Source organism: Streptosporangium minutum, assembly GCF_002149035.1.
GTDB classification, from domain to species: domain Bacteria; phylum Actinomycetota; class Actinomycetes; order Streptosporangiales; family Streptosporangiaceae; genus Streptosporangium; species Streptosporangium minutum.
The window spans coordinates 23713-40729 of the sequence record NZ_NGFP01000004.1; the positions used below are offsets into that span (position 1 = coordinate 23713).

The following is a 17017-nucleotide window of genomic DNA, read 5'->3' on the forward strand; positions in this document are numbered from 1 at the left end:
ATGACCGGGGCGACGGACCTGGACCTGGGCCCGGTGGTCCTCGACCCGGGTCCGATGACCGACGGTCCCCTATCCGGTGGACTGGATCCATGATCGAGTTCAGCCACGTCAGCAAGGTCTACAAAGGTGTGAAGGCACTCGACGACGTGTCCTTCACCGTCGGAGCAGGGAGCGTCACCGGTTTCCTCGGGCCCAACGGCGCCGGGAAGTCGACGGCCATGCGCATCCTGGTCGGGCTTTCCCGCCCCACCTCGGGGTCGGCCACCGTACTGGGCCGGCCGTACACCGAGCTTGACTGCCCGGGTTCCCAGGTCGGCACCCTGCTCGACGCCGGCGCCCAGCATCCCGGCCGCACCGGGCGGGAGATCTTGACCCTGGGCGTGATGATGCTCGGCCTGCCGGTGTCGCGGGTCGACGAGGTCCTCGATCTGGTCGGACTGACCGGCCGGGAGAGCCGGCGGACGGTCGGCGGCTACTCGCTCGGAATGAGGCAGCGTCTCGGCATCGGTCACGCCCTCCTCGGCCGGCCCAAGGCGCTCATCCTGGACGAGCCCGCCAACGGTCTCGACCCCCAGGGCATCCAGTGGATGCGTGAGCTGCTCCGTGGCTTCTCCGGCTCGGGTTGCTCGGTGCTGCTCAGCTCGCACCTGCTGCATGAGGTGGAGCAGGTCGCCGACCACGTCGTGATGATCGGCCGCGGCCGTGTCCTCATCCAGGGCACCGTCGATGAGCTCAGGCGGGGCCGGAGCCTCGAACAGACCTTCCTCGAACTGACCGCGAACGCCGATCGGAGTACGGCATGACCAACACCGACGTCCCCGGGACCAAGAGCGACATGAACGACACCACGACGGACGACGCCAGGACCGTCGGCTCGAAAACCGCGGACATCCACCGGCCCCCGGCACCGATCCCGTTCCACCGGCTGCTGTCCGTCGAGGCCCGCAAGCTCTTCGACACCCGCAGCAGCAAGATCATGACCGTGGTCCTGATCATCCTGGTACTCGCGTCCATCACCGGCCGCGGCGTCGTCTCCGGTCCGAAGCTGCACACCCTGATCGGCACCGCCGGAATCGGATTCGGGACCCTGCTCCCCGTGCTCGGCATCCTCACGGTGACCGCCGAATGGAGCCACCGCACCGCCCTGACCACGTTCGCGCTCGAACCCCGGCGCCGGCGGGTGCTGGCGGCCAAGTGCCTGGCACCGTTGATCACGGCCGTGGTCGCCTCTCTGTTCGCGGTGCTGGTCGCGGTGCCGGTGACGGCCGTCACCGCCGCCGTTCAGGACGTCCCGGCCACGTGGGAGATCTCCCCTCTCGCCCTGCTGGGCTGGACGGGGACGAACGTTCTGGTGGTCGCGACGGGGCTCGCCGTGGGCATGCTGCTCCTGAACGCGCCGGCCGCGATCGTGATCTGCCTCTCGACCCCGATCCTGTGGGCCGTAGTCGGCAAGCTCGGCGCCACCGGCGAGGTCCTGACCGAGTGGTTCGACCTGAACACCACCGCCACTCCCCTGACGGCCGGCGACATGACCGGGGGCGACGCCGCCCGGCTGGCCGTGTCGACGATCTTTTGGATCGTCGTCCCGATGACGGCCGGCGTAGTGCGCGTGACCCGCAAGGAGGTGAGCTGACATGACCGGACGGCACCCGGCCGTTCCCTCAGTCGCCCTTTTTCCCCCTGCTGAGCAGGCCGCTGACGAGTAGAACGCCTCCAGGAATGAGGAAGACGAACGCGAGTAGGCGCTGACTGCTCTGCTGGTCCGGGCACTGGAACCAGTCGTCCGGGACGAACGCGCTCCCGCATGTGTCGTCACCGGAGTGGTGGATGGGCGAGAACCCGATGAAGAGTCCGACCAGAGTCGCAGCGATTCCGGCCGTGATGACTAGACGAACCCTGCTCATGGGACCTCCGCGATTCCCGGATCTCGGACCTTGATCGAGTGTCTGCCTCTGTCCTGGGAACGACAAGCCCCCCGGGCGGAACAGCGACGGAGCGAGCAGTCGCCAGGACCTGTGAACCACGATCTTTCAGGTGGCTTCGGAGCCGTCCGCCTTGCTGGTCGCCGCGGGTCCGGCTGTTCAGGCTCCTCCTGATCAGTCCGTGGTCGCCCGTTCGGGTGGCTCCCGGAAACCCGTTGGATCACCCGCTCGCGGATCGGCCCGATCGCGGGCCGTACTGACGGAGAAAGCTGGACGGTCGTGGCCTGGCCGTCGAACGAGGTCACGGCCACCCGACACGGATGAGGCACACCCCGCGTCGCTCATCCAGCACGATGTATGTCGCGAGACCACGTTCGCCGAAGGTGTGCGCGAGCATGTCCGCCTTGGGATCGGCCGGGTCGTACGGTTGCCTGCTCCGTGGTGCGACCTCCAGAACCGCGAGGACGTAGGGCTCCTTCGGGGAGTTCGGCGGTTTACTCCTCAGCGGCCGGATCGAGCAGGACCCGGTGGACCTACAGGTCGGCCCCGCGCGCCATCAGGACTTCCCGCCGAGGCTTCCCCCGAGGGGTAGCTTGCCGACAGCGATCTGCTCAGCTTTGGCGCACATCCGGCGACGCCCTCCGGAGTCCTTCACCGAGTCGCACGCGGAGATCCACCAGCGGTGGACGGAGCCGTTCAGCGCACCGAGGTCCAAGCTCACTCGAACCTCATCGAGCACCGCCTTGAGCCCCGCGTCGAGAGCTCCGCGGTCCTGCGGCACGACCAGGGCGGCACGGATGGCTCGCAGGTTCTTCTCATATCGCCCCGCCTCCAGAGCTTCCTTCACGAAAACGCACGCCGGCATGAACCGACGCCTGTCGACTGGATCGAACGGGCCGCGCGCGCCGTTGACCATGACGGGATCGAGACCGAGGCTCCCGCCGGCACGCTCGATTCCCGACCGCAATGCTACGGACCGGGCCGGAAACCGGGTTCCCTCTGCTCAGAGCAGATCTGCCCCAGGCGGATCGTGTCGACGCCGGTCCGGATCGCCTCACATGATGGACGCATGAGCGGAGAATCGAATATTCCACTGTTCAATGCGCGGGTAAGACGCGAGCTCTACGACCAGCGTGTTCTCGTTCTCGACGGCCCCCTCGACGATGACAACGGCACACTGCTGGCCACGCAACTGATAGCACTCGCCACGGAGGACGCGTCGACGGATATCGCACTGTGGATTCACTCGCCGGGCGGGTCGGTTCCCTCGATGCTCGCGATCCGCGACATCATCCGACTCATTCCCTGTGACGTATCGACCCTCGTGCTGGGCATTGCTTACAGCGCCGGGCAATTCTTGCTGTCATCGGGGGCCCGAGGGAAGCGCCGGGCCCTGCCGCACGCACGTGTCCTGATGCACCAGGGCTCGGCGGGAATCGGTGGCACCGCAGTCGACATCGAACTGCAGGCCGGCGACCTTCGGCATACTCGCGACACGGTTCTCGGTCTTATCGCCGAGGACACGGGGCAGCCCGTCGAGCGCATATTCGAGGACTCTCTGCACGATCGTTGGTACACAGCGCAAGAGGCACTGGACTACGGCTTCATAGATGCAATCGTGCAAAATTTCGACGAAATCGCGCCGCGCAATCGCCCACGGCTCGGATTCGGCGTCACCGAAGGAGTCGACCAGTGACCACATATACGATTCCGAACGTCATCACTCAGAATTCTCGTGGCGAGCGGATCATGGATGTCTACTCGCACCTGCTCACCGAGCGAATCATCTATCTGGGCACCGCAATCGACGCGGGCGTCGCGAACGCGCTCATCGCGCAACTGATTTTTCTGGAGTCGGACAATCCCGATGCCGAGATACAGTTCTATATAAACTGCGAAGGCGGAGATCCGAGCGCGATGCTCGCGATATATGACACCATGCGCCATATCCGCCCGCGGGTTTCGACAACCTGCATCGGACAGGCCGTCGCGGTGGGTGCCGTCCTTCTCGCCGCGGGTGCCGAAGGAAAACGTGCCGCTCTCCCGCACGCACGAGTGATCCTGCACCAACCAGCTGCTCAGGGGCGCGGAACGATCCCCGATCTCATCTTGCAAGCCGACGAGGTCGTCCGTGTCCGAGCGGACATCGAGCGCATACTGTCACGGCACACCGGCCAGACGATCGAGACCCTACGCGCCGACACCGATCACGATCGCGTGTTCACCGCGACCGCGGCCTTGGAGTACGGGCTCCTCGATCAGATCATCGAGGAGCGCTCATAGGCCGGTGGATAATCCCGGCAAGCCACGCTACGCGGCCAGAGCATACGCCGCCGAGCAGGTAGCACCTCTCGACGTGCTGTTCTGAGCAGACCGCAAGCTCTCGGCGACGGCAAGGGTCAGATCGACCAAGGTCACATCCAGCGCGCCGGCGACCGCAGCGATCATCTCGCTCGACGGCTCTTTGACGCCTCGTTCCATCTCGGAGAGATACTGCGGCGAGACTCCGGCGCGACGTGCCGTCTCGCTCAACTTCTCGCCCCGCTCGTGACGAAGACCTCTGAGACGCTCACCGAGCGCGTGCCGCCACAGCGGCTCACGAGCGGGAGACGGCTTGGAGGTGGTCCGATCGATCGCTGGACGTGGCGGCGGGCTGGAAGAGGCCATGCCTCACCTTAGGTAGATGGCGCGTTCGAGTTCAGCCCGATCCGCGCAGAGCGGAATCGTCCCGGTCCCCTCCGGTCCGTCTGAGGGCGAATCACGCGCTCACCGAGTGGTCACCGTTGGAAGGACGTCGACCTCGTCCCGCCTGCCTCGTCCACCCTGGAGGGGCAACAGCCCGGGGACGGCGGTTCAAGGCCGTCTTCACGTGTACGTCAACCGGTAGACGTTCCTCGATCATTGGATGGCGACGGCCACAGACGGTCTTGAACCGCAGGAGCCGGGATGTCGGGCTTGCCCGGGACGTGACAGAGGGGACGATCAGCCCCCTACACCAGCCACCATGAAGCCAGCTCTTGCGATTGGCGATCATCCCGGAGCCGAGGCCCCCGCCGGAGGCCCAGAAGACGGCGCGGTAGGTGGTAAAAAACGGCAACGATCACGCTAGCGATCAGGAGAACGGAAAGCAGCAGGGCGCCCAAGATGATCACCGTGCGGACGGCCTCGTGGGCGAACCAGAGATAGATCTCCCCACTGGAGACGCCAGAGAGGGGAGCCTCGACTGTTTCCTCGGGTGACAAAGTCGCTCCTCGTCATATGCGCCGTAGGTGCAGAGTGAGGGTATGAGGAGCTGCGGGCGCATGTGAAGGACTTCACCCAGGACGGCGACGAGGGACTGATCTTCGCGGGACCGGATGACGGGCCGCTCCGCAACACCAACTTCAACCGGCGCGTCTGGTCTCAGGCGCTCGTGGACGCGGGCCTTCCGTTACACGCAGGATCATGGTCACTCAACACTGATGAGATACGCCTCACGTTGCTCGTCCAGGACTACGTACGTCGCGAGACCCCGCTCGCCGAACGCATGAGTAAGCATGGTGGCCTTGGGATCAGCGGGGTTGTACGGCTGACCGCTCCACGGTGCGACTTCCAGCAAGGTGAGCAGCTCGGCGAGTGGACGTAGCGCTTCCACGGGGATCGCAGCGATCTGCTCTTCGGCAAGAGGACCGAGTGTGATCTGTACACCCACGAGCGCCGAGTACCTCACGCCACGGCCTTCCGGAGGAGACCGGCTCACCGGCAAGGACCTGCCCGGCTTTGGCATGCATTCGGCGGCGTCCTTCTGGATCCCGCACCGAGTCACACGCGGAGATCCACCAACGGTGGACGAAGGCGTTCAGCGCACCGAGATCCGAACTCACTCGAACCTCGTCGAGCACTGCCTTGAGCCCCGCGTCGAACGCTTCGCGGTCCTGCGGCACGACCAGGGCAGCGCGGATGGCTCGCAGGTTCTTCTCAGGCATCGGTGAGCCGGGAGGGCACGAAGTCCTGCGGCTGTGCGGTCATGCTGGAATCTTCTCTCCCTGCTCATAGCGCCTACAGACTCCTGATGGGATGGCTCAGGAATCCTGTCACGCGAGCGCGCGAAAATGAGGTGATGTGCGGCCGTAACACCTGGCCGCCCAGTCAGGCGTGGGTCTCGCCGACCTCAAGGCGCGGATGGGGCATGACAGCGACCGGACCGCGCTGATCTACCAGCACGCGACGCGGGACGCCGACCAGAAGATCGCCGACGCGCTGAGCGCACGCGTGGAGGCCAAGGGGAGGAAGAACTGAGCCTCCCCTCGTAATGTGGAGACCGAATCAGGAGAGGTTTGGTCGTGGCAGCGGTCACGCGGCGGCGTTTGATCGGTGCCAGGGCCTAACCCTCGCCCGGAGTGACAACGCCGGATTCGTACGCCAGGACCACCGCCTGGACCCGGTCGCGCAGCCCGAGCTTCGTCAGGATGCGCCCGACGTGGGTCTTGACCGTGGTCTCCGACAAGAACAGCTCGGCCCCGATCTCGGCGTTGGACGCGCCTCGGGCCAGGCTGAGGAAGACTTCACGCTCACGCTCCGTGAGCACCTTGAGCACGGCGTCCGGGTCGGTGTCGGCCTTCGCGACGAGCCGCCCGATGAGCCGCCGGGTCGTGGCGGGCGCGATGATCGAGTCGCCCCGGTGCACGTGCCGGATCGCAGCGATGATCTCCTCTCCCGGCGCGTCCTTCAGCATGAACCCGCTCGCACCGGCGCGCAGCGCGGCCAGGGCGTGCTCGTCGAGGTCGAACGTGGTCAACACCAGCACCTTCGGCGGGTCGTCCAGCCGCTGGATCTCCCGGGTGGCCGTGACACCGTCCATTCGAGGCATACGGATGTCCATCACCACCACGTCGACGCGCCGCGACTCCAACGCCTTCATGGCCGCCAGGCCGTCAGCGGCCTCGGCGACCACCTCCACGTCGGGCTGGGACCTGACGACCATGGTCAGGCCGTTGCGCAGCAGCTCCTGATCGTCGACGATCATGATCCTGATGATGGGAGACTCCTCGGCTCATAGGGCACGGTAGCCGACAGTTCGAAGCCGGCGCCGGGGCGCCTGCCGGCCTCCAGGACGCCTCCCACCATGCTGAGACGTTCGCGCATCCCGGTCAGCCCGACGCCGGCCTCCTCGGCGAGCGGCCCGTCGCCGTCGTTCGTGATGGTGATGTGCAGTCCGTCCGGGCGCCACGTCAGCGTCATGTCGGCCGCGGCCGTCGCCCCCGCGTGCTTGATGACGTTGGTCAACCCCTCTTGGATGACACGAAAGGCGGTCAGGTCGACCGCGGGGCGCAGCGGTCGGGAGTCCCCGACCTCCTGTACGGCGACGCGTACGCCCGCATCGCGCACGTGGTCGAGCAGGTCGGAGAGGTCATCGAGGCCCGGTTGCGGAGCGGTGCCGCCGTCGGCGCGTAGCACGCCCAGGAGCCCGCGCATGTCGCGCAGGGCCTCGCGCCCGACCCCGGCGATGGTGGCGAACACACCCGCCCCGGGCGAGTCCGGATCGGACAGCCTGCCACCCTCCGCCTGGCTGACCATGACAGCGAGCGAATGAGACACCACGTCGTGCATCTCGCGGCTGATACGGTCGCGCTCCGCCCGCGCCGCCTCCTTCCGCTCCCGCGCACGGTCGGCCTCGGCGCGCTCGGCCTTCGCTCTGAGCTGGGACAGGAACAACCCCCGCATCCGGCTGAGGCGGCCCAGCGACCAGAGGCACACTGCCGCGGCGATCAGGCCGACCGACAGCCCGATCCGCCACGCGGCCAGCTCGTAGGAGCCCGACGAGCCGCCCCACGAGGCCGGATTCCACAGACGCGCCAGGACCAGGACCACACCCGTCAGGGCGACGGCCAGACAGACCAGGCTGGGCAGCAGGTCGAGCCGGCCGGACGCCGTGTAGAGCAGCAGTCCGAAGACCAGCGTGCTCGGCAGCAGCACCGCCGGATAGTAGGCGCCGCCCGGGTCGTTCAAGGGCGGCAGCGCCACCAGCAGCAGCATCGCCGCGGCGGCCAGTCCGTACGCCGCCAGTGGGCGCAGCCGACGCGGAACGACGCAAGCATGCAGCACCAGCAGGCCGAGACCCGCGAGCAGGCGGGACGACAGAGGACTGTCCGAGGCCCGGAGCAGGCCCAACGAGACCAGTCCGAGCGGCAGGACGAGCAGGACGGCGAGTATGGCATCGGCGCTCACCTGATGCCGGTTGAGAAACGAGTCCATCGCGGCGCCGGCAGGGGACGGGGACTCTCGCACACCCACCATTATGGTCGGCGTGTCTGAGCGAGGTGCCGGCGGCGGGACAGGTACGCCAGCGCGGCCACCGCCAGGGCCGCGCCCCACAGCGGCCACAGCATCTCCGGCAGCCAGGCGCCCAGCTCGTCGGTCGCCCCCGCCGGGCCAACCTGCTCGCCGGTGAGCTTCTTGCGGACATACATCAGTCCGGCGGAGGTGATGGGGAGGGAGACGGCCAGCGCCGAGTAGGCCGGGAATCGCGCCGGAATCGGCCGCCCGCGCAGGAACGGCATCCAGCGCGGCCAGATCTCACCCCACGGCCGGACCAAACCGAAGGTCAGGACCGCGCCGAGGAGACCGAGCGTGCTGAGACCGGCGCCGATCGGGGTGATCTCGGCGATGTAGGCCAGGAACTGGTCGCTGATGCCGACGGGCACGCCCAGGAGCCAGCCGAAGCGGGTGACGGCGTAGACGACGGGGACGGCGACCGCGACAGCGGTCGCATACCACCCGATCCGTAGCGCGCCGGCGGCGCTGCCGGCCCGCCCGGGCCCTCCGATCAGCGCGCGCGTCCCCAAGAGCATCAGGCTGACGCCGGCCGCCATCAGGATGAGCAGGTTGACGCTCGGCCACGTCAGCATGGTCGCGATCACCGAGAACTCGGCCTGGCCGGCGAGCGCGGCAGCCAGCATCACCGGCAGGTACCCGGCGGTCATCATGATGCGCACGTCGGGCAGGACCACTGCCAGGCCGACGCCGGCCACGACTGCCACGACGGCGGGGGCCCGGTTGAGCGGGCCTCTGGCGGCGAGCACGGCAACGACGCCGGCCACCAGCGCCGACACCACCAGCACGCCCCCGCCCACCGCCGCCGGAACAGGGTCGAGCAGGGTGTTGCCCGCGCCCGCATGGCCGGCGTCGAACGGATATCCGGGCCCTCCGAAAACCCAGCGCAGGCCGAGGGCCAGATAACTCACCGACCAGACGACGATGATCAAGACCGGCACGATCGTACGGGGGCTTCCTGGAGGAGAGGTGTTCACGTGGCCTAATCTGCCGCTGCGGCGGTGCCCCGCACGTCGTCACCGGGTCTCGGCCGGGTCCTCCGGAGGTCGCGACAGCGTCGTCCCAGAGGAGGACCTCCCAGCCGCGGTGAGCTCGGGATGACGCTCGACCGCCCAGTCCGCGAGGGCGGGCCGGGGGCTCCCGCAGTTGGTTGGACGGCGCCGAGACGATCTACCGTCTCCAGATCCGGCCCGTCATGCAGGAGGGCGCGACGGCGATGGACGGCCTCTTCGGAGGCGCACGAGGGGCGTAGTCACCCAGTTAGGCACTCAAGCCCGGTTTTCATGATCACACACTGAGCATTCCCGCAGGTGGAGCCCAGGAGATTCGAACTCCTGACATCTTGCTTGCAAACGGGAGCCGGTCACTACCTGGGAGGCTATTCGCCCTGCTCAGGCGTGTGATGCCGGATGGCAGAGAGAGATGATATGTGATTCTGTTGCTGTACTTCGCTGCTGTACGTGTAGAGGCCAGCCAAAGATCCGAAGCATCTGCGGGCTCAGCGTTCCCCTCACCCGGAAGAGTGGCGGCGATGTGCGATTCCTCTTCCGCCAGGCGTTTGAAAAGGTCCGGGTAGGCATGCTGAAGCAGATCTCGTACTTGCCGCTCCAACTCCGGAACATTGACTGTGGCGGCGCTGTGCACAATCTTCCAGTCGATGCTGAAGTATCGGTGGACCACGTTGTTGCGCAGCCCTCTGATCAGCTTCCATGGAATCTCAGGGGTAGAGGCTCGGGTCTCATCCGAGATTCCTCCGACGGCTTCACCGATGATGGACAGTTGCCATATGACCGCATCACGGCGCATCGAGTCCTTAGCCCATACCTCGGGTGAGACACCTTCGAGGTATGAGGAGATCTTCCTGGCGGCTTCCACGATGTCCACCAGATACAGGCCCTCACGCTGCATACAACACCTGGGCATCCTTGAGGACCTGATCGCGGATGACCCAGTGGAGACCTTCCTTGGAAACCACATCGACCTTACGTCCGAGCAGGTCTTCCAGCTCCTCCTGAAAACCGAAGAACTCAAGTCCGATGTTGTTGCCTGGCTTCAAGACGTAGAGGAGATCGATGTCACTCTCGGCGTCATCCTCGCCACGAGCAACTGAGCCGAAAACGTCCAACTCAGCAATGCCGTACTTCTCGCACAATCTGGCCAACTGCGTGTAGACGGTTGTGAAGTCAACGCTCATGGCACCTCCCGGGTCCCATGTTGTCACCTCGGTCGCGCCGTCGCATGGTTCGGCCCCATCTTGTGGCCCTGGTCTGCTCGCCTTGTCCCAGGTCGACGGCGAACAGGATGATCAAGCTTCCCCCTCAGCCGCATCGGCCTGGGGATGCTCGCCTCGGTCGAGTACGAGATGCGCTACCCGAACACCCGCCTGGCATGAGAGTCAACCAAGCCGACGCCACCGAATCCGGGGTACATCACACCTCGAATGCCGGGGCCTCGATCCGGGAGCTGATGGAGCGCATGGGCCACTCCAGCACTCGGGCAGCGATGATCTATCAGCACTCGACCGACGAGCGGCAGCGGGAGGTGGCCCGGAAGCTCGACGACCTCGCCCGTGGGGCCTTGGCGAAGGGATCGGGCACGCAACGGGCACGGGAGCGGAAGAAGGCCGAATGAAGATCGAAGCCCAGGTTACGGCATCATGCCTGGCCTGGGTTTTTGTGTGTCCGAGAGGGAGTGGAGCCTAGGAGATTCGAACTCCTGACATCCTGCTTGCAAAGCAGGCGCTCTGCCAACTGAGCTAAGGCCCCGCGATTCAAGCCGTTGACCTGCGCACATGCTCCGCTTACGACTTGCTTCAGTCGTACACCGTAGCAACAAGACCCGCTTCCGCGCCACTTGGCCCCCGCGCCCGCCCTCTGGCGACTCAGGCGCCGCACGGGCGAGGCGAGGCCGCCTGTTATCTCCTACCCATTATTGTCATTTAGTGCATTTCTTTCATGTCCATTAATTTCACTTTAAAACGGTCCAAACTCTGCTAGCTTGACGGTCCGTCCCTCTCAAGCATCAGGAGTTTCATGTGAGAAGAGGCATTATGACAATCACGTTGGCCGCCGTGGTCGCATTCGCCACCGCGGGCTTCGCCCTTCCGGCCGGCGTCGCGCCGAACATACCGGCGGGGGGCGGTCCGGGCGAAGGTGAAGAAGATCATCGATGGTGACACCTTGGTCCTTCTCATCGGACGGAAGGAATCGAAGGTCCGGGTGCTGGAGGTGAACGCGCCCGGCGGAAAGGAGTGCTGGGCGAAGGAGGCGACCGCGCGGATGGCCAAGCTGCTGCCGGTGGGCTCCACCGCGTACACGCTGGCCGACAGGAAACCACGGGACAGGAATGGCCTCAGCCTTCTCTATGTCTGGAATTCCGACGGTGTTTTCGTCAACCAAAACCTCCTTCGGTACGGCTATGCAAAATGGAAGTCCATGACACCGAATGACCGGTTCACCGAACGCCTGAGGAAGGTGGAGGAGAAGGCCGCCGGGGAACGTCTCCGGGTCTGGTCCGGAAAGTGCGGTGGCACGGCCACTCCGACCCCCGCCCCGACCTCGACCGGGACTCCGAACCCGCCGAAGCCGAGTCCCACCTCCAAGCCGAGCCCGACCCCGAAGCCGACTCCCACCCCGAAGCCGAGTGACACGGCAAGCACCGGGAATGACCCGCGCTTCCGGACCTGCGGGGAGGCGAACGCCGCAGGTTACGGACCTTACCGGCGGGGCGTCGACCCCGAATACTCCTGGTATCAGGATCGTGACGGAGACGGCCTGGTCTGCGAGCGCTGATCACACCGACCGGGTATCGGGGCGTCCTTGCCCAGGCGGGTGTTGGTGACACCACGCACGGCCGCCGTCCGGATGGATGTTCCGGACCCCACCGGCCTGAAGCCGGTGGGTGCCCGTATCTGTTTCCCCGGCGGAGCCGGGAGGGGCCGCGGCGTTTCCCCAGCGGAGCCGGGAGGGGCCGCGGCCGGAATCCGACCTGCCCGGCTCCGCATCGTCCGTGTCACGACCTGCCCGGCCGTCCGTTCAGCCTTGGAGCCTGCCGGCCCCGACCCGCACCGCCGAGGTGCCCAGCCCCGTGGGCAGAAGCGAGAAGCCCGTCGGCGCTCCTGGGATGCGGCTGCGCCGGAGCTCGGCCTCGGTGTATCGCGCGCACTTGCGGTGCCATTCCAGGATTCCCGACATCCACTCCTTGAGGTCGTCGGCGTGGCGGGTGAGAATCCCGCGGGTCTGCTCGTCGAGGGCGAAATCGTCGAACAGCGCGGGCAGGCCGTTGGCGATGATGTGCTCGAACTGCTGCATCCGTGCTGTCATCAGGTCGGCCACGACATCTCGGGCCTTCCACCTGTCCACTTCCAGGAAGTTCTCCACGACCAGGACGAGGTTGTGGACCTCGCCCTCGAACTCGATCTCCTTCTGGTAGGAGAACAGGTCGTTGGTGAAACAGGCGTAGTCCTGGGCCGCGGTGTCCAACTCCCGCATGACCCGTGTCTGGTAGATCTCCGCGGGCACCATGTCCGAGTGCGCGAGCCGGGCCAGGCTCATCGTCATGTCCGACCCGAACGTCTTGCGGCGCATCTCGATGTAGTCGACCGGATCGGGGACACGGTGCTGGGCCTGGTTGACCAGCTCCCACAGCCAGCTCTCGGTCATGTCCTCGACCGCCTTGCGGAACTGCTGCCGGGCGGGCATGGTCATCGGCCCCGCGGTGCGCCGCCACAGGTCCTCCAGCCCCCGCTCGATCGGGTTCGTCGGCTCCGGGGTGGTCCCGGCGTCCTCCAGCGGCATGAACGCCGACAGCCGGTCGTTGCAGAGTTTCGCCGCCACGAGGTCGCGGGGCGCCCCGAACACCACGGGGAAGTAGTCGTCACCGTACGTTCCCCAGGCCAGCCAGTCCGAGGACAGGTTGAGCTGTTCGGGGCTCGCATCCGCGTGGATCATCGCGGCGCAGTGGGCGAAGTCGAAGCCGATGAAGCGCCGCTCGTCCCACAGTCCGCCGGCCTCCACCCCGGGCACCGAGTCGAACATGCCCATCCGCCGCGCCCAGCCGACCGCGTGGCGTCGCGCGGCGTCCAGGTGGGGGCTGGTGCGGATCGGGTAGGGCATGTAGAGATCCGGCAGCGGCAGATGTCCCACCCGCTGGAACGGCGTGTGGGACTGCTGCTGGGACCTGCGCCGCAGGCCCAGCCGAGCCGGGGAGGGCATGGGTACGGCGGCGGAGGTGCCCAGACCGGTCGGCCCCCTCAGCACAACGGCGGGGCCCGAGGCGGCGCCTTCGTTCATGTACCGGCTGGATCTCGCGTGCCACTCGTGTCCGCCGGACTGCCAGTCCTGCAGGCCCTTGACGTAGGCGGCGACCCCGATCTGCTCGTGCACGGGCACGGTGTTCTCGGCCAGCAGGGCCGGGACCTCGATCAGGGTCGTGTTCTCGAACTGCTGCAGCCGGGAGGTCAGCAGGTCGTTGACGAGCTCGGCGGCCTCCTGCGTCGGACAACCGAAGAATCGCTCGAAGACCAGCACCGCGTTGGAGTTCTCTCCCTCCTCCTGGACCTCGCGCTGGTAGGAGAACAGGTCGTTGCGCAGGTGCACCGCGTCCGAGAACGTGTCCGACAGGACCCGCATCGGTCTCGTGCCGGCGAGACCGTCGGGGATCTCCGCGCCGACGGCGTATTCGACGAGGTTGGCCGACCAGGGCGCTCCGCCGACCCTCCTGCGCATCTGCACGTATTCGATCGGGTTGGCGATCCGGCCTCGGTCGATGTTGTCCAGCTCCCACATCGACTCCACCATCAGGTTGTGCGTGCTGGTGATGAAGCGCTGCCGCCACCCGTGCGACATCGCCGGAACCGTACGCTCCCACAGGTCTTTCAGCCCCGCCTCGGCCGGGTTGTCGGGCTCCGGCGGCGTCTGCCCGTCCGTGGTCATGAACAGTTCGAGGTGGTCGAGGTAGGCCTTCGCCCCGAGAAGGTCACGGGAGTACTTGAACTGCTCAAGGAAGTGGTCGTCGAAGAAGAACACCCAGACGTACCAGTCGGTGATCAGGTCGAGGGTGGGGCCGTCGCAGTCCGGGTGGGTGTAGGCGCACATCAGCGCGTAGTCCATCCTGGCCAGCTCGGCCTCGTCCCACACGACACCGCCGCCGGGCTTGGGTGAGTCGAGCATGCCCATCTGCCGGGCCCAGGCCATACTGTGCTCGCGGGAACGCTCCATATGAGGATTGATCCTGGCCGGATATGGCATATAGAACTCGGGCAGTGCGAAAGCCTGCATGAGTGCGCCTACTCTCTTGAGCCGACTGATGCGATTCACTCAGGGTAAAGACACTGCCACCAAGGGTAATTTATCGCAATGCCCGGCCGCGGGATATCCCTTCAGAGATCCGCTCGCCGCCGGGCCCCGGGAACGCGTTCTTTCATCCGCCAGGAGAAAGGCCGCGAAAAGGACATCCCTTGACGGTGTGTCCGGAGGCGCGGGGCTCCGGGGCGGCGTTCGGGAGGTGGTCGCCCGGACGGGAACCAGGAGCACCTCTCGGAGATCCCGGAGAGCCGGAGGGCTCTCGGGGGCCTGGGAGGGGGCCGTCAAGCTCAGGAAGGTCCAGAGAGCCGGGAGCGCCGCCAGGAAAGAAGCTTGAAGACGCGGAGAAGCTCGGAAGCGCATCGCTCTGATGGCTCCGGAACTCGGAGAGAAGCTCGTGAAAGAGCACCGAGCGCCTCAGAGGGGGCGATGGGTGTGGGGGCTCTCTAAAGAGCCGAGGCGCACACCGGCGTCTCCACCCGCGCGCTGCCGAGCACCAGGGTGGGGAAGTCGGCGATGGAGTCCAGGATGTGCGTGGCGCCGCCCTTGAGGAGGCGCTCCTTGCTGTGCACTCCGGTCAGGACACCGGCGACCACCGACGCGCCGGAGCGACGGCCGCAGAGCATGTCGCTCTCGGAGTCACCGGCCACCGCGACCTGACGGACATCCTCGATGCCGAGACGCAGAACCGCGGCGAGGACCATGTCGGGCATGGGGCGGCCGCGTCCGGCGTCTTCCGGGCAGAGCGCGAGATCGACCTTGTCCGACCAGCTCAGGGCAGCCAGCACCCGGTTGAGCGTGATCCGGCTGAAGCCGGTGATGAGGCAGATCTTGACGTCGGCGGCACGGAGCTTCTCCAGCGCCTCGACCGTGCCGGGCAGCGGGGCCAGGCCCGCGCGCCCGATGGCGCCCTCGTAGGAGCGCTCGAAGGTCAGGTTGGCCGCCTGGGCCTGGGCCTCGTTGTCGGGGAAGATCCCCCGGAAGACCTCGATCGTCGGGCAGCCCCGGGACCGGTGCACGTGCACCATGGCGCGTGCGTACGCACCGGTCCCGGGCACGATGCCCTGCGTGGCGATCGCCTCGGCGAACGCCCGTTCGACCATGGCGATATCACCGATCGTGGTGCCTGCCAGATCCAGACAGGCAAGCCTGATGGGTATTACTCCCCCACCTTGGGCAAGGACCATGAAAGCACCCAAATCGGTAGCCGCGTTGTTCAGTTCTCGCTGCCGGTGGCCTCAGTCCACAGATCCAGCTCGGCGCGGTCAGCCTGCACCTTGCGCCAGACCAGCAGTCCCCCAAGCGCGACCAGCGCCAGAACGAGCAGCTTCTTCACGGTGTGACCCCACTTCTTGACGGTCTCACCTGCCGGGGTGAGACAACGCCCGGTTCCAACGGTTCCCTGCAGCCTAGCAAGGGATCGGGCCATGATCCGGCTTGCACCGTAAGCCAACGTGGCAAATCTGCGCCAACCGGGTGATTTTCATCATCATGTCGTACGGCTCGCGCCCGACCGATCGCGATCCGCGACCAGTTCGACCTCGAAGCCGTCCTCGTTCTCAAGATAACCCGCGTATTGGTCGGTTCCGCCCGCATGAGGGTGCCGATCGGCGAACATCAAGGTCCATCCGTGCTCCGGCGCCGCCGCGACCAGCGCATCCACCTTCTCCGAGCCGATTACGCGGAACGCCAAATGATTCAGACCCGGCCGGCATCGATCATGAGAGGGAGCGGTCATGGCCGGCGACTGCTCGACGACGATGTACACGCCGTCCAGTGCCCAGCTCCGGCCGTCGCTCCATTCCTGGAAGATCTGGTATCCCATCTCCTCCAGCAACCATCCCCATGACCTCGTCGCGCGGCCGAGGTCGGGCACCCACAGCTCGATGTGATGCAGCATGGCCAGATCCTGCCACCCGCCACGGCCGCCGCGTACGGCCCGGCCGGCGCCACCCCGACAGCACCGCCTCGGCCCGACAGCGCCGCCTCGCCCGAGCGGCACCGCTCCGGCCGGACGGCTCCACCCGGCCGGACGGTCCCGGCCGGCCGAGAGGGGGCCGGGGTGGCCGAGAGGAACCCCGGGCGGTCAGCCGCCTTCGACGAGGTCGGCGTAGTCGGGGTGACGTTCGATCCAGGTCTTCACGAACGGGCAACGCGGCACGATCTTCACCCCTTCGGCGCGGGCTCCGTCCAGCGCCGCGCGGACGAGCGCGCCCCCCACCCCTTTGCCCTCGAACTCCGCGTCGACCTCGGTGTGGGTGTAGACGATGACACCGTCGCGCCGGACGAACTCCAGCTGTCCGGCGTGCTTGCCGTCCACCTCCGCCTCGAAGAACTCACCACCGGGTGAGAGCTTGACATCGACCTGCATGCGGCCTCCTCCGTCTGGCCGCCGGACGGCGGCGCCTCGATAAGCGGAACTCCTGCCCCGTTCATTCCCGGGAAACGTCCGTGCCCGTAGACGGGAGGCCCGTGACGTAC

At 66.7% G+C, this 17017-nt stretch carries 22 protein-coding genes and 1 tRNA gene; 8 read left to right on the top strand and 15 right to left on the bottom strand.

All coding sequences use genetic code 11. The features are described from left to right. Nucleotides 1-89: 89 nt before the first annotated feature. On the top strand, nt 90-803 hold the full coding sequence (locus tag CA984_RS01515) for an ABC transporter ATP-binding protein (RefSeq protein ID WP_086567072.1): 714 nt from the start codon (nt 90-92) through the stop codon (nt 801-803). Next, nucleotides 800-1633 carry an ABC-2 transporter permease gene (locus tag CA984_RS01520; RefSeq protein WP_086567074.1) on the top strand — a complete coding sequence of 278 codons (834 nt, stop codon included), beginning with the start codon at nt 800-802 and terminating at the stop codon, nt 1631-1633. Before CA984_RS01515 ends, CA984_RS01520 begins: the two co-directional genes overlap by 4 nt. 28 nt (nt 1634-1661) lie before the next feature. On the opposite strand, the gene CA984_RS01525 is transcribed toward CA984_RS01520, so the two are convergent. Further along, entirely contained in the window at nt 1662-1904 is a 243-nt protein-coding gene (locus CA984_RS01525; RefSeq protein WP_086567076.1) for a hypothetical protein, read from the bottom strand. Between the two features lie 574 nt (nt 1905-2478). Beyond that, nucleotides 2479-2838, bottom strand: a complete 360-nt coding sequence (locus CA984_RS01530; protein ID WP_242675668.1) for a DUF6247 family protein — start codon at nt 2836-2838, stop codon at nt 2479-2481. A 153-nt stretch (nt 2839-2991) separates the two neighbouring features. On the opposite strand from CA984_RS01530, the gene CA984_RS01535 reads away from it, so the two are divergent. Both CA984_RS01535 and CA984_RS01540 read left to right on the top strand, forming a co-directional pair. Beyond that, the gene (locus CA984_RS01535; protein ID WP_086567079.1) at nt 2992-3618 is read left to right on the top strand and encodes a ClpP family protease; all 627 of its coding nucleotides are present in this window, start codon (nt 2992-2994) and stop codon (nt 3616-3618) included. Beyond that, nucleotides 3615-4205, top strand: coding sequence for a ClpP family protease (locus tag CA984_RS01540; protein WP_086567081.1), 591 nt, complete (start codon nt 3615-3617; stop codon nt 4203-4205). The genes CA984_RS01535 and CA984_RS01540 overlap by 4 nt, the downstream gene beginning before the upstream one ends. A gap of 27 nt (nt 4206-4232) precedes the next feature. Here CA984_RS01540 and CA984_RS01545 read toward each other — a convergent pair whose 3' ends face one another. Continuing rightward, on the bottom strand, nt 4233-4589 hold the full coding sequence (locus tag CA984_RS01545; protein ID WP_086567083.1) for a helix-turn-helix domain-containing protein: 357 nt from the start codon (nt 4587-4589) through the stop codon (nt 4233-4235). 637 nt (nt 4590-5226) lie between these two features. On the opposite strand from CA984_RS01545, the gene CA984_RS45790 reads away from it, so the two are divergent. Beyond that, nucleotides 5227-5547 carry a hypothetical protein gene (locus tag CA984_RS45790; RefSeq protein ID WP_165781060.1) on the top strand — a complete coding sequence of 107 codons (321 nt, stop codon included), beginning with the start codon at nt 5227-5229 and terminating at the stop codon, nt 5545-5547. Here CA984_RS45790 and CA984_RS47610 read toward each other — a convergent pair. Further along, nucleotides 5474-5887 carry a DUF6247 family protein gene (locus tag CA984_RS47610; RefSeq protein WP_242675669.1) on the bottom strand — a complete coding sequence of 138 codons (414 nt, stop codon included), beginning with the start codon at nt 5885-5887 and terminating at the stop codon, nt 5474-5476. The genes CA984_RS45790 and CA984_RS47610 overlap by 74 nt on opposite strands. Before the next feature lie 169 nt (nt 5888-6056). On the opposite strand from CA984_RS47610, the gene CA984_RS45800 reads away from it, so the two are divergent. Continuing rightward, nucleotides 6057-6200, top strand: a complete 144-nt coding sequence (locus tag CA984_RS45800; RefSeq protein WP_165781062.1) for a hypothetical protein — start codon at nt 6057-6059, stop codon at nt 6198-6200. An 85-nt stretch (nt 6201-6285) separates the two neighbouring features. On the opposite strand, the gene CA984_RS01560 is transcribed toward CA984_RS45800, so the two are convergent. The 5 genes from CA984_RS01560 to CA984_RS01580 all read right to left on the bottom strand — a co-directional run bounded on the left by CA984_RS01560 (nt 6286) and on the right by CA984_RS01580 (nt 10428). Next, complete coding sequence (locus CA984_RS01560) at nt 6286-6927, bottom strand: response regulator transcription factor (protein WP_086567088.1); 642 nt, start codon at nt 6925-6927, stop codon at nt 6286-6288. After that, nucleotides 6924-8189 carry a sensor histidine kinase gene (locus tag CA984_RS01565; RefSeq protein ID WP_165781063.1) on the bottom strand — a complete coding sequence of 422 codons (1266 nt, stop codon included), beginning with the start codon at nt 8187-8189 and terminating at the stop codon, nt 6924-6926. The genes CA984_RS01560 and CA984_RS01565 overlap by 4 nt, the downstream gene beginning before the upstream one ends. Before the next feature lie 8 nt (nt 8190-8197). Beyond that, on the bottom strand, nt 8198-9166 hold the full coding sequence (locus tag CA984_RS01570; protein ID WP_133061504.1) for a hypothetical protein: 969 nt from the start codon (nt 9164-9166) through the stop codon (nt 8198-8200). Nucleotides 9167-9521: 355 nt separating this feature from the next. Continuing rightward, nucleotides 9522-10142: a HepT-like ribonuclease domain-containing protein gene (locus CA984_RS01575; protein WP_165781064.1), complete on the bottom strand. Its 621-nt coding sequence runs from the start codon at nt 10140-10142 to the stop codon at nt 9522-9524. Beyond that, nucleotides 10132-10428, bottom strand: coding sequence for a nucleotidyltransferase family protein (locus tag CA984_RS01580; protein WP_086567096.1), 297 nt, complete (start codon nt 10426-10428; stop codon nt 10132-10134). Before CA984_RS01580 ends, CA984_RS01575 begins: the two co-directional genes overlap by 11 nt. A gap of 194 nt (nt 10429-10622) precedes the next feature. Here CA984_RS01580 and CA984_RS47615 point away from each other — a divergent pair, with 194 nt between their 5' ends. Continuing rightward, nucleotides 10623-10865 carry a hypothetical protein gene (locus CA984_RS47615; RefSeq protein ID WP_086567099.1) on the top strand — a complete coding sequence of 81 codons (243 nt, stop codon included), beginning with the start codon at nt 10623-10625 and terminating at the stop codon, nt 10863-10865. Nucleotides 10866-10926: 61 nt separating this feature from the next. On the opposite strand, the gene CA984_RS01590 is transcribed toward CA984_RS47615, so the two are convergent. Beyond that, a tRNA-Ala gene (locus tag CA984_RS01590) sits at nt 10927-10999 on the bottom strand. Between the two features lie 387 nt (nt 11000-11386). Here CA984_RS01590 and CA984_RS47620 point away from each other — a divergent pair. After that, the gene (locus CA984_RS47620; protein ID WP_086567102.1) at nt 11387-12025 is read left to right on the top strand and encodes a thermonuclease family protein; all 639 of its coding nucleotides are present in this window, start codon (nt 11387-11389) and stop codon (nt 12023-12025) included. Nucleotides 12026-12268: 243 nt separating this feature from the next. On the opposite strand, the gene CA984_RS01600 is transcribed toward CA984_RS47620, so the two are convergent. The 5 genes from CA984_RS01600 to CA984_RS01615 form a co-directional block, all read right to left on the bottom strand. After that, nucleotides 12269-14512: a family 2 encapsulin nanocompartment cargo protein terpene cyclase gene (locus CA984_RS01600; RefSeq protein WP_086567104.1), complete on the bottom strand. Its 2244-nt coding sequence runs from the start codon at nt 14510-14512 to the stop codon at nt 12269-12271. A gap of 470 nt (nt 14513-14982) precedes the next feature. Then, nucleotides 14983-15723, bottom strand: a complete 741-nt coding sequence (locus CA984_RS01605) for an HAD-IA family hydrolase (RefSeq protein ID WP_086567106.1) — start codon at nt 15721-15723, stop codon at nt 14983-14985. A gap of 29 nt (nt 15724-15752) precedes the next feature. Further along, nucleotides 15753-15872, bottom strand: a complete 120-nt coding sequence (locus tag CA984_RS47625) for a DLW-39 family protein (protein WP_211264163.1) — start codon at nt 15870-15872, stop codon at nt 15753-15755. Nucleotides 15873-16025: 153 nt separating this feature from the next. Continuing rightward, nucleotides 16026-16436: a VOC family protein gene (locus tag CA984_RS01610; RefSeq protein WP_086567109.1), complete on the bottom strand. Its 411-nt coding sequence runs from the start codon at nt 16434-16436 to the stop codon at nt 16026-16028. 186 nt (nt 16437-16622) lie between these two features. Then, entirely contained in the window at nt 16623-16907 is a 285-nt protein-coding gene (locus tag CA984_RS01615; RefSeq protein ID WP_086567112.1) for a GNAT family N-acetyltransferase, read from the bottom strand. Nucleotides 16908-17017: the final 110 nt, after the last annotated feature.

What these genes read in the sequence shown, in the direction of transcription:
- CA984_RS01515 (WP_086567072.1), top strand. Translation starts at nt 90, where the DNA reads ATGATCGAGTTCAGCCACGTCAGCAAGGTCTACAAAGGTGTGAAGGCA.
- CA984_RS01520 (WP_086567074.1), top strand. Translation starts at nt 800, where the DNA reads ATGACCAACACCGACGTCCCCGGGACCAAGAGCGACATGAACGACACC.
- CA984_RS01525 (WP_086567076.1), bottom strand. Translation starts at nt 1,904, where the DNA reads ATGAGCAGGGTTCGTCTAGTCATCACGGCCGGAATCGCTGCGACTCTG.
- CA984_RS01530 (WP_242675668.1), bottom strand. Translation starts at nt 2,838, where the DNA reads ATGGTCAACGGCGCGCGCGGCCCGTTCGATCCAGTCGACAGGCGTCGG.
- CA984_RS01535 (WP_086567079.1), top strand. Translation starts at nt 2,992, where the DNA reads ATGAGCGGAGAATCGAATATTCCACTGTTCAATGCGCGGGTAAGACGC.
- CA984_RS01545 (WP_086567083.1), bottom strand. Translation starts at nt 4,589, where the DNA reads ATGGCCTCTTCCAGCCCGCCGCCACGTCCAGCGATCGATCGGACCACC.
- CA984_RS47610 (WP_242675669.1), bottom strand. Translation starts at nt 5,887, where the DNA reads ATGCCTGAGAAGAACCTGCGAGCCATCCGCGCTGCCCTGGTCGTGCCG.
- CA984_RS01560 (WP_086567088.1), bottom strand. Translation starts at nt 6,927, where the DNA reads ATGATCGTCGACGATCAGGAGCTGCTGCGCAACGGCCTGACCATGGTC.
- CA984_RS01575 (WP_165781064.1), bottom strand. Translation starts at nt 10,142, where the DNA reads ATGCAGCGTGAGGGCCTGTATCTGGTGGACATCGTGGAAGCCGCCAGG.
- CA984_RS01580 (WP_086567096.1), bottom strand. Translation starts at nt 10,428, where the DNA reads ATGAGCGTTGACTTCACAACCGTCTACACGCAGTTGGCCAGATTGTGC.
- CA984_RS47615 (WP_086567099.1), top strand. Translation starts at nt 10,623, where the DNA reads ATGAGAGTCAACCAAGCCGACGCCACCGAATCCGGGGTACATCACACC.
- CA984_RS01600 (WP_086567104.1), bottom strand. Translation starts at nt 14,512, where the DNA reads ATGCAGGCTTTCGCACTGCCCGAGTTCTATATGCCATATCCGGCCAGG.
- CA984_RS01605 (WP_086567106.1), bottom strand. Translation starts at nt 15,723, where the DNA reads ATGGTCCTTGCCCAAGGTGGGGGAGTAATACCCATCAGGCTTGCCTGT.
- CA984_RS01610 (WP_086567109.1), bottom strand. Translation starts at nt 16,436, where the DNA reads ATGCTGCATCACATCGAGCTGTGGGTGCCCGACCTCGGCCGCGCGACG.
- CA984_RS01615 (WP_086567112.1), bottom strand. Translation starts at nt 16,907, where the DNA reads ATGCAGGTCGATGTCAAGCTCTCACCCGGTGGTGAGTTCTTCGAGGCG.